The organism is Spirosoma humi, assembly GCF_054776575.1.
The window spans coordinates 1,048,984-1,063,589 of the sequence record NZ_BAAHBR010000008.1; the positions used below are offsets into that span (position 1 = coordinate 1,048,984).

General features: G+C 51.3%; 13 protein-coding genes. 8 read left to right on the forward strand and 5 right to left on the reverse strand.

Annotated features, from left to right (window positions below):
* Positions 1-10: 10 nt before the first annotated feature.
* The 7 genes from rbsK (at position 11) to ACYU8Y_RS13170 (ending at position 8,475) form a co-directional block, all read left to right on the forward strand.
* On the forward strand, positions 11-958 hold the full coding sequence (gene rbsK / locus ACYU8Y_RS13140) for a ribokinase (RefSeq protein WP_460937857.1): 948 nt from the start codon (positions 11-13) through the stop codon (positions 956-958).
* Between the two features lie 36 nt (positions 959-994).
* Positions 995-2,545, forward strand: coding sequence for an ADP-ribosylglycohydrolase family protein (locus ACYU8Y_RS13145; protein ID WP_460937859.1), 1,551 nt, complete (start codon positions 995-997; stop codon positions 2,543-2,545).
* 336 nt (positions 2,546-2,881) lie between these two features.
* Complete coding sequence (locus ACYU8Y_RS13150; protein ID WP_460937861.1) at positions 2,882-3,112, forward strand: DUF6965 family protein; 231 nt, start codon at positions 2,882-2,884, stop codon at positions 3,110-3,112.
* A 149-nt stretch (positions 3,113-3,261) separates the two neighbouring features.
* Entirely contained in the window at positions 3,262-3,663 is a 402-nt protein-coding gene (locus ACYU8Y_RS13155) for a hypothetical protein (protein WP_460937863.1), read from the forward strand.
* Between the two features lie 478 nt (positions 3,664-4,141).
* On the forward strand, positions 4,142-4,696 hold the full coding sequence (locus ACYU8Y_RS13160; protein WP_460937865.1) for an RNA polymerase sigma factor: 555 nt from the start codon (positions 4,142-4,144) through the stop codon (positions 4,694-4,696).
* Between the two features lie 409 nt (positions 4,697-5,105).
* Complete coding sequence (locus ACYU8Y_RS13165; protein WP_460937867.1) at positions 5,106-7,943, forward strand: response regulator; 2,838 nt, start codon at positions 5,106-5,108, stop codon at positions 7,941-7,943.
* A gap of 100 nt (positions 7,944-8,043) precedes the next feature.
* Positions 8,044-8,475, forward strand: coding sequence for a response regulator (locus ACYU8Y_RS13170; protein WP_460937869.1), 432 nt, complete (start codon positions 8,044-8,046; stop codon positions 8,473-8,475).
* A gap of 85 nt (positions 8,476-8,560) precedes the next feature.
* Here ACYU8Y_RS13170 and ACYU8Y_RS13175 read toward each other — a convergent pair whose 3' ends face one another.
* From ACYU8Y_RS13175 to ACYU8Y_RS13190, 4 genes are all read right to left on the reverse strand, one after another.
* The gene (locus tag ACYU8Y_RS13175) at positions 8,561-10,681 is read right to left on the reverse strand and encodes a xanthine dehydrogenase family protein molybdopterin-binding subunit (protein WP_460937871.1); all 2,121 of its coding nucleotides are present in this window, start codon (positions 10,679-10,681) and stop codon (positions 8,561-8,563) included.
* A gap of 21 nt (positions 10,682-10,702) precedes the next feature.
* Complete coding sequence (locus ACYU8Y_RS13180; RefSeq protein ID WP_460937873.1) at positions 10,703-11,722, reverse strand: FAD binding domain-containing protein; 1,020 nt, start codon at positions 11,720-11,722, stop codon at positions 10,703-10,705.
* A 20-nt stretch (positions 11,723-11,742) separates the two neighbouring features.
* Positions 11,743-12,528, reverse strand: coding sequence for a 2Fe-2S iron-sulfur cluster-binding protein (locus tag ACYU8Y_RS13185; RefSeq protein ID WP_460937875.1), 786 nt, complete (start codon positions 12,526-12,528; stop codon positions 11,743-11,745).
* A 106-nt stretch (positions 12,529-12,634) separates the two neighbouring features.
* Positions 12,635-13,024: a DoxX family protein gene (locus ACYU8Y_RS13190; RefSeq protein WP_460937877.1), complete on the reverse strand. Its 390-nt coding sequence runs from the start codon at positions 13,022-13,024 to the stop codon at positions 12,635-12,637.
* A 558-nt stretch (positions 13,025-13,582) separates the two neighbouring features.
* Here ACYU8Y_RS13190 and ACYU8Y_RS13195 point away from each other — a divergent pair.
* On the forward strand, positions 13,583-13,981 hold the full coding sequence (locus ACYU8Y_RS13195; RefSeq protein ID WP_460937879.1) for a hypothetical protein: 399 nt from the start codon (positions 13,583-13,585) through the stop codon (positions 13,979-13,981).
* A 69-nt stretch (positions 13,982-14,050) separates the two neighbouring features.
* Here ACYU8Y_RS13195 and ACYU8Y_RS13200 read toward each other — a convergent pair whose 3' ends face one another.
* On the reverse strand, positions 14,051-14,497 hold the full coding sequence (locus ACYU8Y_RS13200) for an OmpA family protein (protein WP_460937881.1): 447 nt from the start codon (positions 14,495-14,497) through the stop codon (positions 14,051-14,053).
* Between the last annotated feature and the right edge of the window lie 109 nt (positions 14,498-14,606).

The following is a 14,606-nucleotide window of genomic DNA, read 5'->3' on the forward strand; positions in this document are numbered from 1 at the left end:
ATTAGTAAGTATGGCCGCTGTCGTTTGTGTGATCGGTAGTTCAAATACCGATATGGTAATTAAAGGCAACAAATTGCCTGCCCCCGGAGAAACCGTACTCGGTGGTACCTTTTTAATGAATCCGGGCGGAAAAGGAGCCAACCAGGCCGTAGCGGCTGCTCGTCTGGCCATGTCTGCTGCTAATTCGGAGGGTACTTCGACAACCGTTACGTTTGTGGCTACCATTGGCAACGACATGTTTGGTCGTCAGGCACTTCAGCAATTTGAGCAGGAGCGTATCCGGACTGACTTCATCACGACCGATGCCGACGAACCGTCGGGTGTGGCGCTGATTGGTGTGGATAACAAAGGTGAGAATTCCATTATGGTAGCTTCGGGAGCCAATGCAAAGCTGAGCCCGGAGCAGGTGACCGTGGCCTTAAACGCCCAGCCTAACCCCGATATGACCGTGGTGCTTCTGCAACTGGAAACCCCAATTTCGACGGTTGAGTACGCCATTCGGCAGAGCCATGCGCTGGGCATGCGGGTTATCCTGAACCCGGCCCCCGCCCAGCTTCTCGATCCGGCCGTACTGGCCTGTCTGTATGTGATTACCCCCAACGAAACGGAAGCGGAACTCCTAACAGGTATCCGGGTAACCAACGAAGAGACGGCTCGGAAGGCCGCTCAGCGACTTCACGACGCCGGGCTGCCTAATGTGGTCATTACCCTCGGGTCAAGGGGAGCCTACCTGTCAACTCCCACGGGTGCTTCGCTGATGGCAACCCCGCCCGTAACGGCGGTCGATACAACGGCGGCTGGCGACTGCTTCAACGGGGCGCTGGCAGTCGCCATCGCCGAAGGCCGCGACCTGCCCGATGCGGTCAGCTTCGCCTGCAAAGCCGCATCTATTTCGGTAACCCGGATGGGTGCTCAGGCCTCACTGCCTTATCGTCAGGAAGTTGATACGTTGGTATAGCTTAATCGAATACTTATTCTAAACACCTACACATCAATGAAGAAATTCTACATGCTCTTTCCATTGCTGGCACTGACGGCCTTTGGTCCCGCCCCGGCGCCCAGGCAGGGGGCCGCTTTCGTGACAATGACCAAAGCGACTCTGCAGGACAAGATAAAGGGTGGTTGGGCTGGACAGGTAATTGGCTGCACGTTTGGCGGACCTACGGAGTTTAAGTTCAATGGGACCATGATGAACGACTATCAGCCCATTCCCTGGTACGACGGCTACATTAAAAAAACAATGACCGAAAACGTGGGTCTGTACGACGATCTGTATATGGACCTGACGTTTGTAGATGTGTTTGAAAAGAAAGGACTCGATGCGCCCGTTAGTGAGCATGCCAATGCCTTTGCCAAGGCCGGATACATGCTCTGGCATGCCAATCAGGTGGGTCGGTACAATATTCTTAACGGCATGAAGGCCCCTGAATCGGGCCACTGGCTGAACAATCCCCATGCCGACGATATCGATTTTCAGATCGAAGCGGACTTTTCGGGACTAATGGCTCCGGGTATGCCCAACACGGCCATTCAGATTGGCGACCCTATTGGCCACATCATGAATTACGGCGATGGCTGGTATGGCGGGGTGTATGTAGGGGCCATGTATGCGCTGGCGTTTATCAGCAACGATGTCAACTATGTGGTTCGTGAGAGCCTGAAGGCTGTGCCTGCCAAGAGCACGTTTTACCAGTGCATTGCCGACGTAATCAACTGGCACCGCCAATTCCCGAATGATTGGAAGCGTACCTGGCTGGAAATTCAGCGGAAGTGGTCGGATGAGGTCGGGTGTTCGGAGGGGGTATTTGCCCCGCTTAATATCGACGCTAAAATAAACGCGGCTTACATCGTATTGGGCCTGCTCTATGGGCAGGGCGATTATACCCGAACCATGCAGATCAGCACGCGTGCCGGTCAGGACTCCGACTGTAATCCATCTTCTGCGGGTGGGATTCTGGGTACCATGCTTGGCTATGATAAAATACCCGCTTACTGGAAACAGGGCCTTCACGAAGCTGAGGATATTGACTTCAAATACACCACCATGTCCCTTAACGACGTATATCGTGTCGGAATGAAACAGGCGCTCCAGGTCATCGAACGCAACGGAGGAACTGTAACGGCAAACGAAGTGAAAATTTTGCGGCAAACGCCTAAACCTGTACGGTTGGAGCAGAGCTTTAGCGGACATTTCCCCGTCGAGAAACGTGCGCTAAACACAGAGCTAACCGATGAATACACCACAACATTCAATGGAATTGGGTTCATTATTGAAGGCGGGCCTGCTCTGGTAAATCAGGCGAGCGGGCGCTACGACGGCGAATTTGCCTCTGAAGTAGAGGTGTATGTAGATAACCGGAAAATAGAAACGGCCAGCCTCCCGGCTAGTTTTACGCGTCGTCGGTACGACCTGACCTGGAAATATCAACTGGCTCCCGGAAGCCATACCATTCGATTAAAGCTACTTAACCCAACGAAGGAATTTGCGTTGCGGCTGCGGAATTTGATCGTCTTTTCGAATGAACCCATTCTGGCCAGCTATTAATACGTTAAAAATGGATACTGACCAGCCGGAGATTTCGTAATTCGCTAGTCTTGGCATCCGCCGTTCGCACATAAAACAGCCGCTACCTAAGAGATAGCGGCTGTCGGTACCCCACCTTGAATTATACTACACAAGGGCAATACAATCCTCCGTCGAGCTTGTTCGTATTGCCTGTGATTGTGAGGAAATGGGGATGAATACCGTTCAGATACTGTTTCAGAAAGACGATGTCTCGAACGGGGTTTAATCGGTCGTAAATGAATTTGATCTAGCTTGTAGTTTAAATATTTATCGATTGGTATATCTTTAGTTTATGTAATGCATAATTTTGTGTTCATGAGTGAGAACACAAACGAAGTAATTGCTTATTTCTCTGGTCTTGTCCTGCCCGAAACCCCTTTTCGGATTACCAAACAAACGGCAACGTCCAACCTGCATAAGTGTGTCGCTCTGTCGATGGAGCTGGCTAAAGATGGAAACAAGACGAGCTTGATCAAACTGCAGCGCATTCGCGAACTTCTGGAAAAGCATTCAACGGACTTCGGCCGGACTGCGCAGATACGGTGACCGACCCATGTATGGTTCAGGTCTGGTTTTAGTTTCGACTGTCTTATACGAAGCATCGCCCAGTAGCCCCAATGCAGTTGTTCGGCACCAGGCTGGGTAAACATCTGCATGGTTACACCTGTTTACGGGGTAATTAATCACGCAACCGTATGAAACCACTAAAACCAATCGCCCGTATTCTCTTCATCGTTGTGGCGCTAAGTTCATGTACGCCCAAAATGACTTTCCTTAATTCCACGATTGCTCCGGCGGCAACGGGAGGAGTATCCGTAAAAAAAGATAAGAACAACAACTACGTTTTGGACGTAAACGTCATAAACCTGGCTGAGCCAAAACAGCTGACGCCAGCCAAAGAAACGTATATTGTCTGGATGGAATCGGATGAGAGCTCTGTGAAAAAGTTAGGTCAGATAGCGCCCCGTTCAAAAGCACTCAAAGGCGAGTTGAAAACGACGTCAGCCGAGAAGCCGAAGGAAGTTTATATTACGGCCGAAAATGACGCTACAGTTACGTACCCAGCCGGTGATATTATTCTGACAACGAAGCGGTAGAATAACGTAAATTGTTGAGGTATTTGCCAGAACCGCAGACGTCGTTCCGATAGGCGGGAAGTCGCTGGCAGGATTGATGATACCGATTCCTGTTTCTGTATCAAGCATAGCCTGACAAAGGCATGATCGGGTGTCTGTACCTTCGCAACTGGCGGGAAGTAAATAAGCAGATATTGGTGGAAAAGGACCATAATCTTGTTTTTTATAAAACAGTTATGGATACATTAAGTATACATGTGCATAAGTACGGCCTCATGTTTTCTACATTGTTGGGTAACAATTGCCCCAAACAAACTTAAGGCCGACCAACTGAGTGGATGATTAAAATGCCTTGTTAGGGGCGTGCCATCACTTTACGCGTCTACAGGTTACAATGGCATGGTTTTAATGGCAGGATGATTGTATCTGCATCCCGCTGGCCTAATTCCCGCGCAGCAGAATACAGTTACCCTGCCATTCTTCCTAGTTCCCTGCTTGCATGAACCTTTCCGATCAGACAGAAATGCGCTTGGTCAATGCGTTGTTAGACCCTACGTCCAATTCCTTTGCTTTGATTTACGATGCCTACTCACCAGCCCTATACGGGGTTCTGCTACGCTTAGTACACGATCAGGCCCGTGCTGAGGACTTACTTCAGGATGCGTTTATCAAAATCTGGTCGAATCGAGAGCACTTCGATCCCAAGCAGGGGCGGCTGTTTACTTGGCTATTAACGATTACCCGACGTGTAGCGCTGGATGAGTTACGGGCTAGAAAGGTTCGGACGGTTGCCAGCGCTTACATCTACGACCGTTCAGATAATGAAGTGAAACCTGACCTCCCGGAAGGTAAAGTCGATCAGCCATTAGTGAGTCACCTGGCCCCTAAATATCAGGCTGTTATAGAGCTGATGTACTACCGGGATTATACAAGCCTGGAGGTCGCGGAGACGTTGGAATTACCCTTGGGTACGGTTAAAACGCGAATCCGCAAAGCGATGCAGGAGCTTCGGTCGCACTTCAAAAATGACATATACCATTACCTGTCTAGTTAATGGTTTCGGAAAGGTTACCCGTCTACCGTATGATTGGCCAGAAAGTCCGATAAATAGCTTCAACGAACGGTTACTTGAGGTTTATTGTACTGTTTAATTGGTTGCCAATGTTGCCTAAATATCAGGAAGCAAACTACTATTGAGAAATAACATTTAACTGCCTCTAAAAGCTTGTTTTAGGAAGATATAGGTAGTGTCCGTACGCAATGAAGTTCTAAATCTTCATCACATGCGAACGCTATCTGTTTGTAAGACCACTCCTTAAAGCGTAATTAGTCCTGTTATTAGTTGAACATATTTTTGTTTAGATAACAAAAAGTATATCTAAATTTGTAACTTTATTCTCTGATAGCTACTCAACTTTCTCAGGGCCAGTCCTACTAATTACCTTATCATAGATTATTTACCAGTGTCGTATAGCCATCCTGTCAACTTCGTCTGGTTTGCGAGTAATTCTGATAACCGCTACAATCGACAGCGACGGCTGGCTGATGGTGCACTCTATTCAATTGGTAAGTGGATAGGGCTGCTACTAATTCTGCTGTATGTGGGTACACCAGTGGCAGAAGCCCAGAAACAGCCTCTGGCCCATCGGGGAGTTCTGGATTTGAGAGGGGTAGATCTTACTCAACATACTGTTGAGTTGTCGGGTGAATGGAAATGGTACTGGCATCAGCTTCGGTTGCCCAATCAGCCCGAATCGACGGGCGAATACATAACCCTTCCCCGACTTTGGACTAACAGTACCTGGCAGCAGAAACCCCTTCCCGGACAGGGGTTTGCCACGTATAGCCTAACGGTTTTGTTACCCGCCAGATCAGTCCCACTCGATCTGGAAGTACCCGATTACAATACGGCTTACCGGCTTTTTATAAATGGAAAGGAAGCCGCTCATAACGGAAATCCCACTACAAGCCCTGAAACCACGGAGCCCCACTGGTCTACTCAGTTGGTTTCGTTACCCGCAACGGGCGATACCGTTACACTTCTGCTGCAACTGGCTAATTTCCAGCATGCCAAAGGAGGAGTCACTAAATCAATGGTTCTGGGCGAGTCGGGAAAATTAGATTCGAAACTAGCCCTGGAACAGGCCATGTCCGTATTTCTGACTGGATTTGTCTTGATGAGCGGGCTCTTCTTTCTGGGTTTATTCGGGTTTAGCTCCATGGATCGGTCCATGTTGTATTATGGCTTATTTTGTCTCATCTACAGCTACCGATTGATCGGAGCAGATCATTATGTTCTTCACACGCTGTTTCCCAATATACCCTGGGCTGTCAGCGTCCGGCTTGAGTATATCTCCCTATACCTGGGTATAGGGCTCTTTACCGCCTATTCCAAAGCACTGTATCCCAAGGATATACATCCGCAAATCGTCAAAGCCATGATCTGGGTTTGTTTCGCGTTAGCGGCAACCGTCCTGGTGTTACCCCCCCTTCAGTTTAGTCGGCTGATGGCCCCGTTTCTGGTGTTAATGGTCTGGTATATCGGCTACGCTCTTTACGTATATTGGAAAGCTTATCGTAAACGTAGACCCGGTTCCCGCTTCTCGTTGATGAGCACCGGCCTGCTGCTGACCGTCTTTAGCCTGATCCTTAGTCAATATTTCGGGTTGACTTCTCCCATGATGATCGAACTGTTTGTCGGTTATCTGGGATTTTTCTTTCTGCAATCGCTGGTGCTGGCCTTTCGGTTCGCCTATGCCCTGAACGAAGCCCGCTATACGGAGAAGCAATTTCTGGCCAACATGAGCCACGAGATTCGAACACCTCTCAACGCAATACTTGGCTTTTCGGAAATGCTGGAAACAGCTCCCCTGAACGGGGAACAAAAAGAATCGCTGCACTATATCCGGACGGCCGGTAAAAACCTGCTTACCATCGTTAACGATATTCTGGATATTGCCAAGATAGAAGCCGGTATGCTGCCGCTGGAGTCTATTCCGTTCAGCCTTACGTTATTGGTGGATTCGATTCGAACGATGATTCAACCGGTAGCCACCGATAAAAACCTGTCGCTGGTCGTTGAAACCGATCCAACCCTGCCAGCCGTCGTTCTGGGCGACCCAACCCGACTGACGCAAATCTTGCTGAATCTGCTCAGCAATGCCATCAAGTTTACAAAACACGGACAGGTAACCGCCCGGATCGAAAAGGTAGCGGAGACGGCCGACTCGGTTCGTGTGCGCTTCAGCGTGCAGGACACAGGTATTGGTATGGCTCCTGATATATTGCCCCACATCTTCGACCGGTTTCGGCAGGCCAATGACTTTACGACCCGCTATTATGGCGGAACGGGCCTGGGCCTTAGCATTGTAAAATCCCTTACCGAGATGCAGGATGGGTGGGTCAAGGTATCGAGTGTGCTGGATGAAGGCTCGTGCTTTACGCTGGAAATTCCTTATAAAATAACGGCAGCCGTGCAGGAGCCTACAGTGGACTTATCCATGGAGTCTTCCTCACCCGATAGCCAGCCTGTCAGAATTCTGGTGGTAGAGGATAATCTAATCAACCAAAAACTGGCCCTACAGGTGCTCAAACGGTTAGGCTACTCGACCCAGATTGCTGAAAATGGGCAGCAGGCGCTCGATTACCTACAGACAGATAAGTACGACCTGGTTTTGATGGATATTCAAATGCCGGTTATGGATGGGTACACCGCTACGCGCCAGATTCGAACGACGCTCCAGAACAACGTGCCCATCATTGCCATGACGGCTCATGCATTGGCCAGTGAGCGGGAGCAGTGCCTGCAGGCGGGTATGAACGACTTTATCCCCAAACCGTTCCAGATTGAGGAGCTGCAACGGGTGATGCGAAAATATACTCCCCCTCCTGTAAAAGCCAGTGGAGCCGAAGTGGTCAGGGCGTCGGCAAGGCCAGTCACTGGCTTCTCCATTGACCCCTTGCTAAGTTCGGTGGATAATGACGTCGCTTTTGCCGCTGAGTTATTAGACCTGTTTTTGACTCAGACATCCACCGAGCTGGAGCAGATTACCCAAGCCCAATCCGAAGGCAATATCAAGGTTATTGGCTCGCTGATTCACACCCAGAAGGTCCCCATTCGTACTTTTGGCCTGACTCATATCAGTCAGTTGATCGATACATTGGAAATGCAGATCGCTGCTCACAAAGACATGACTGCCATTGATGCCCTGGTTAGCCAGTATGTGTCGATGTTGAAAGACGAATTACCAGCCATGCAGGCTGCTTTGGCGACGATGCAGAAAGATATAGTGACCGACTGACCAGCTGTATGCGCTAGAACATTGGTACTGCTTATTTAGCCTGATTATGGTACAGAATCACATCAGTAAACGTATATGCCACTATTAATTTGTTCCCCAAATGAGTGAGGCTTCCAACAATTCGTCTACCCCACAACGCCCCGCCGACAGGAAGCCCCTGTTGGGTATGACCTTTCTGGTTGTCGAAGATTATCCGTTAAATGTCCTGTTTGCCAAACGGCTGCTGGAAGGGTGGGGCGGACAGATTGATGTCGCCACGAATGGGCAACAGGCGCTGGACATGCTGAATCCCGCCAGGCACGTTATGGTATTGATGGACTTACAGATGCCGGTTATGGATGGCTATGAGTCGGCAAGGCGCATGAGAGAACGGGGTGAAACCCTGCCCATTATTGCCCTGACCGCGGATACAACGGTAGAAGTTGAGAATCAGGTTCAAGCCAACGGACTGAACGGCATCCTGACCAAGCCACTTCAGGCCGATCGGCTCCTGAAACTTATTCTCGCCTACCAGTCGTCGGGAACGAAATAGACTTACCTGAAACGCCACCCGATTAACGAAACCGTGCTTCATCGGAATAAACCAAAGCACCGTTCCGCTGATCGGGTGGCGTTCTTTATACCAATTTATCTGGCGTGATGGGGAGCTCCCGGATGCGCTTGCCGGTTGCATTAAAAATCGCGTTGGCCACAGCCGCTGCTACACCAACGATACCTACTTCACCGATCCCTTTCACGCCCAGCTTATTGGAAAGGGTATCATCTTCCCGGATAAAAATAGCCTCCATCGTGCCAATGTCCAGATTGGCGGGCACGTGGTAATCGGCTAGCGAACGCGTGACAAAGTTGCCCCAGCGCGGATCGACGACCGACTCTTCCGTGAGCGCCATACCGATCCCCCAGATATTGCCGCCGATAATCTGCGAACGGGCCGTTTTGGGGTTCAGAATCTTGCCCGCGCCCGTAACGGCCAGGAAACGGGAAACCCGGACCATACCCGTCGATTTGTTAACCCGCACTTCGGCAAAGTTGGCGTTGAAACTGTGGGCCGAGTAATCTTCGGCATTATCCGGAGCTTTCGATTCCACTCGGGTCTGATAAGTGCTGACCTTCTCGGAAATCATTAACTGAGAGGCCGTAGGGCGGACGAAATATTGTTTGCCCGATCGGGCGATCAGTTCGTCGGTAATTTTCAGGCAGGCGTCATTAACGACGTTGGCGTAACTGGTTGCCCCGACCGAACCCACCGAACCCGCGGCTGGTGGCAAGTCGGAGTCGCCGATTTTGACGCTTACTTTTGATAAAGGCAGATCCAGTGCATCGGCTGCCGTTTGGGCCAGTATGGTATATGTACCTGTTCCCAGATCGGCAGCCGCCAGTTCAACGCTCGCTGTAACGTTGCTCCCTTCCCGCTTCAACTTCACCATGGCGGAGCTTGGCCGCTGGTGAGCCGGGTAGGTTCCGCACGCTACACCGTAGCCAATCAGGTAGTCACCCTGTTGGTTCTGGCGGGGTTCAGGCTTCCGTTTCTCCCACCCAAAAGCTTTCGCACCTTCGTTCAGGCATTGAACCGTTTTGCGCGAAGACCAGGGCTTGCCGCTGGATGGATCGCGTTCCGGCTCGTTTTTTAGCCGCAGCTCGATAGGGTCCATCTTCAACTTATAGGCCAGTTCGTCCATAGCCGATTCGAGTGCAAAACTGCCCGTCGATTTTCCCGGACCACGCGTATAGGTTGGCAGAATCAGGTTCATGGGCACCACCCGATAACTAATGAGCGCGTTAGGAACGTCGTACATGACTTTTGAGCAATCTCCGCAGGGCTCAACAAATTCATCGTTTATGGCTGAGTGCGTTGTCGTCTCGTGCCAGAGTGCGGTCAACTTCCCGTCCTTTGTGGCGGCCAGACTCACTTTCTGGTAATTTCGTTGCCGCAGCCCCACGGAATTGACCATCTGCTGGCGGGTCAGGGCCAGCTTAACGGGGCGATTGACCGCCTTTGCCGCAACGGCGGCCAACACCAAATTGGCCCATTGACCACCTTTTGAACCGAAGCCGCCCCCGATATAGGGCGAAACGATCCGGACGTTTTCGGGTTTGATGCCCAGGGTCGCGGCTGCTGCACTCTGTGCCCCGTTCACGATTTGCGAGCTATTATACAACGTTACATGGTCGCCGTTCCATTCGGCAATCGTGGCGTGGGGTTCCAGCGGATGATGGTGTTCAATCGGTGTCGCGTACACTTCTTCGACCTTGTAGTCGGCTGCGTTCAGAGCCGCCTGCGTATCTCCGCGCTTTTCCTCTTTAGGGTCTTTGGCGGGTACGGCCCGGCTGGCTACTTTCTCAAAGTCAATAACTGGCGTCGACTTCGTGTAGTTTACCTTAACGAGATGTGAGGCATGGCGAGCCTGTTCAAATGTTTCGGCGACGACCAGACCAATATGCTGTCCATAAAACTCGATGGTTGGGCTCTGAAGTAAGGCTCCACCCCGAAGCCCACCCTTCACGTTGAGTTTCGGCGCATTCATGTGGGTAAGTATGGTCAGAACACCCGGCGCTTTTTCGGCCTCGGTCACATCGATAGACGCGATGGATCCGGCGGCAATTGTGCTCTTGAACAGCACGGCATAGGCAACGTTCTTCACGGGATGGTCGGTAGAGTAGTCGGCTTTGCCGGTCACTTTCAGAATCCCATCTATACGGCTGACCGGTGTCCCGGTTACTTTATTTCTTTCCTGCATGGCAATGATTGATTACGGACGTTAGGCCTTGTTGCCTTCCAGGGCGAGTTGGAGAGCTCTCACCATACTTCGGTTGCCCAAGTCAACTTTGAATTTATTATGGGCCAGCGGCTTTGCATTCGCCATTTCCGCATCGGCTGCCAGCTTGAAATTCGCTTCGGTCGCTTCTTTACCGACCAGCATTTTTTCGGCCGTAAAGGCCCGCCAGGGTTTGTGAGCTACACCACCCATGGCAATCCGGGCCTGAACGATTCGGCCCCCGGATCGTGACGAATCTATCTCCAGAGCGGCTGCCACCGAAACCAGCGCGAAGGCGTACGAAGCCCGATCACGAACTTTCAGGTAGTAGGAGTGATCGGCCAGTTTAGTTTTGGGTAGTTCAATGGCCGTGATCAAATCGCCGTGGTTCAGGTTGGTATCTTTCTCGGGCGAGTCGCCGGGGAGTCGATGAAAATCGGCAAAATTGATCGTCCGTTCCTGCCCGTCTGCATTTCGAACCGAAACCACGGCATCCAGGGCCGCCAGGGCAACGGCCATATCGGACGGATAAACCGCAACGCATTTTTCGGACCAGCCAAAGATGGCATGCAGCCGGTTGACGCCTTCCAGCGCCCCGCAGCCGCTTCCCGGTTCGCGTTTGTTGCAGGGCATGGCAACATCGTAGAAATACGGGCATCGGGTTCGTTGCAGCAGATTCCCCCCATTCGTTGCCATATTCCTGATCTGACCAGACGCCCCCGCGAGAATCGCCTGCGTGAGCAACGGGTAGTTTTGGCGAATCAGCGGGTGGTTGGCTGCATCCGTATTTTTTCCTAAGCTACCCAGGGAAACACCGCCCTGATTGGCACCCGTCGGAATCGACTTGATTTGCGTCAGCGGCAGCCGGGTGATGTCGATCAGTTCGCTGGGGCGCTCAACGTCTTCCTTCATCAGGTCCAACAGGTTTGTGCCTCCCGCCAGAAACCTGGCGTTCGGGTTTACCTTAATGGATTTTATGGCCGAGGACGCGTCTTTGGCGTTCGTGTAGGTAAAAGGTCTCATGGAGTGCTGTGGGTAAGAGGTTAGCCGACAAATTGCCAGATCTGTTCGACGGGTTTGCCGGTATGTACTTCCTGAATGGCGGCTACGATATTGGGGTAGGCACCGCAGCGGCAAAGGTTACCCGACATCCGCTCCCGTATCTCTTCGGTTGACAACTGAACCGGTCCCGATTTCTTACGGACATCTTTCGTCACATAACTGGCATCCCCGTTTTTGGCTTCGTCCATCAGCGCTACCGCCGAGCAGATTTGGCCGGGTGTACAGAACCCGCACTGAAAACCATCGTGTTTGAGGAAAGCGGCCTGCACCGGATGCAGTTGATTGCCCTGGGCTATGCCTTCGATCGTTTTGACGGTTTTGCCCTCACAGCTTGCTGCCAGGGTAAGGCAGGACAAAACGCGTCGTCCGTCGACAATGACCGTACAGGCTCCGCACTGACCATGATCGCAGCCTTTTTTAGAACCGGTCAGTTCGAGTCGTTCCCGCAGGGTATCCAGCAAGGTCATCCGGGAGTCAACCATCAGCTTGCGGGCTTCACCGTTGACGTTGAAGGACACGTTGACGCCGTTTTCCAGGGTCGTCGGTACGTAATCTACGGATGGCGAGTTAAGGGATCTGGTCAACACCTGCTCAGCCGCTGCCGACTGGGCCGCCAGCAGGCCGCCACCAGCCAGGGTCATGAGTTTCAAAAAATGACGCCTGTTGACACCCGTTTCGATAATATCGTCGAGGTCTTCGGGCATCAGCTCCGAAAAGAGCTTCTTTTCGTCTTCGGTCAGTTGAGGTACTGGCTTGTCTTCCTTCATGTGCGTCTCGGAGAGATACGGGATTTGACTATAAAAGGACTGGAAACAACGGGGTAGGCGGTACCATCATCTCGATAATGTTCTCAATACCTACGTTGGCGGTTGATTAGCTTTTGTCTGTGCTTTTCAAGGCCCAGAAGACCAGTACGGGCTGGAAAAATAAACGAACGAATCGCTTTGCATCGGTATCCAGACCGAATGCACTGCGTCGATTGGCAAATTGAGCAATGTTACCGGGAAAAACCGCTGTAAAGAAGGCAGCCGCTACTTTCCCTACCGTCTCCTGGTATTTTTCGTTGGTCAACACCAGGCTACTGCCCAAGGCGATTTCGGCAAAACCAGAATATAAAACGGTGTCGTCTTTCTTCAATGGGATGACATCGGGCACCTGCGCCCTGAACGCCTTCCGGGCAAATGTCAAATGGCTTATACCCGCAAAAACCAAGGTACCACCCAAAACAACTCGGGCTATTTTTTTTGCCGTTTTATCGTCCATGACTCTTGTTGTTTAAATCCAGTTAGCCGCCACGCTACTCTTTTGCGATGAGGTGAGACCTCAACGGCGGCTTTACAAATGCCATCATTAGCTGGCAAGTATAGTAACTGCCTGTGTGGTATCAGGGTTTAATTAGTTCGATGAAAGGCTTGTCGAGGGGAACGGGCAGAAATGCGTCAGCTGATGGAAGGGATTTGTTTTGGGCAAACTCGGCTGGCTGCCGGACGGGCACAAAAAAGCTCCACAAGCAGACTGCGGAGCGAAAGAAACGTAACTATTATAAAACGGTGGATTGCCCACTTTATTGTACAGGTTGAAACAGAAAGGGCCTTATTTGTCAGTTTTTTCAGGTCTTTCGATTCAGCGGTAAAGCTTACCGCCGTCTCGTTCGGCACTGATTTTATTGTAAAATTATTCTCCGCCTGCGTCGCTGGTAGCCCGACTAAGCATCTATTCTCAAAAGTGTCAGCGATTGACTCATTTGTGACAGCCTTCGCCCGCTGGCCTGCCGACCTTTGACTTATCAAAACAGATCATTAATCACAAAACACATACATCATGAAAGCGCTCATCAATCCCCTCGTCATTGCCCTGGTTTTAACCATCTCAACTGTTTCAGCTTCATTCGCTGACACCAATCCTGGTGGACGCCCAGCCCAGGTCGCCAGCTACAGAACGGGCATGTACACCACCGCAGAAGGTAAGCTCCAAATCGCTGTCAACAAAGAAGCAACGGGTGCCGTCGACATCCAACTGGTTGATGCAGGCGGTAAGGTGCTGTTTGCCCAACGGGTAGCCAAAAAAGAAACTGTGGCTCGTCTGCGGCTGACGTTGAATGATCTGCCCGACGGCGATTATAAAGTTCAGATGAGCAACGGGGTCGAAGTGACGACTTACTCGGTGACCTTGTCGACCAACCAGCCCAGCGCGCCCAGCCGTCTGGTCGCTATCAACTAACAGTTCCTGCCTGGCCTACACGCCTGAAAAGCAGTCATTCGAAAGAGTGGCTGCTTTCTTTTTTCAGAATTATCGGGGCGAAAGCTGAACGACGACGCGCCTGCTGATTGTCTTCACGGCCTGCGGATCGTCGGCCGGCGCGTTTTTGTCGGGACCTTCCCAACTGGCTTTAATCTGATTGGCCGATGCGCCCTGTTGTTTAAGATACGCTTCAACAGCTTTGGCCCGGCGCTCTGCTAAAACCCTATTTAATTCGCGACGGCCGATCGTATCGGTGTAACCAGTTACGGTAGCTACCAGGTTTGGCTTCGCCACCAACTGCTGCGCTATCGAATCCAGCATCGTTTTAACGTTAGGCCGTAGCTGAGGACTACTCTGATCAAAATACAGAATGGTGATGCTCAGGGGCAGGTCGGAGGTTAATTGGGCTCGTACACCTGTAGTTATGCCGGTGAGCAACAACAAGGCTAACAGGCGGGCGATCGAGGTCAATCCGCCTTTCGTTCGTGTCTGCATACCGAAGGTTTCGTAATACTACTAATTGCTTTCTCCACTTGATAACGAGCATACCGATGCGTAGGTTTTGGGTAGCGATACGCGAAAATCAGCAAGAATAGGCTGTCTT

Coding starts and splice junctions, on each gene's coding strand:
- rbsK (WP_460937857.1), top strand. CDS start 11: ATGGCCGCTGTCGTTTGTGTGATCGGTAGTTCAAATACCGATATGGTA.
- ACYU8Y_RS13145 (WP_460937859.1), top strand. CDS start 995: ATGAAGAAATTCTACATGCTCTTTCCATTGCTGGCACTGACGGCCTTT.
- ACYU8Y_RS13150 (WP_460937861.1), top strand. CDS start 2,882: ATGAGTGAGAACACAAACGAAGTAATTGCTTATTTCTCTGGTCTTGTC.
- ACYU8Y_RS13155 (WP_460937863.1), top strand. CDS start 3,262: ATGAAACCACTAAAACCAATCGCCCGTATTCTCTTCATCGTTGTGGCG.
- ACYU8Y_RS13160 (WP_460937865.1), top strand. CDS start 4,142: ATGAACCTTTCCGATCAGACAGAAATGCGCTTGGTCAATGCGTTGTTA.
- ACYU8Y_RS13170 (WP_460937869.1), top strand. CDS start 8,044: ATGAGTGAGGCTTCCAACAATTCGTCTACCCCACAACGCCCCGCCGAC.
- ACYU8Y_RS13175 (WP_460937871.1), bottom strand. CDS start 10,681: ATGCAGGAAAGAAATAAAGTAACCGGGACACCGGTCAGCCGTATAGAT.
- ACYU8Y_RS13180 (WP_460937873.1), bottom strand. CDS start 11,722: ATGAGACCTTTTACCTACACGAACGCCAAAGACGCGTCCTCGGCCATA.
- ACYU8Y_RS13185 (WP_460937875.1), bottom strand. CDS start 12,528: ATGAAGGAAGACAAGCCAGTACCTCAACTGACCGAAGACGAAAAGAAG.
- ACYU8Y_RS13190 (WP_460937877.1), bottom strand. CDS start 13,024: ATGGACGATAAAACGGCAAAAAAAATAGCCCGAGTTGTTTTGGGTGGT.
- ACYU8Y_RS13195 (WP_460937879.1), top strand. CDS start 13,583: ATGAAAGCGCTCATCAATCCCCTCGTCATTGCCCTGGTTTTAACCATC.
- ACYU8Y_RS13200 (WP_460937881.1), bottom strand. CDS start 14,497: ATGCAGACACGAACGAAAGGCGGATTGACCTCGATCGCCCGCCTGTTA.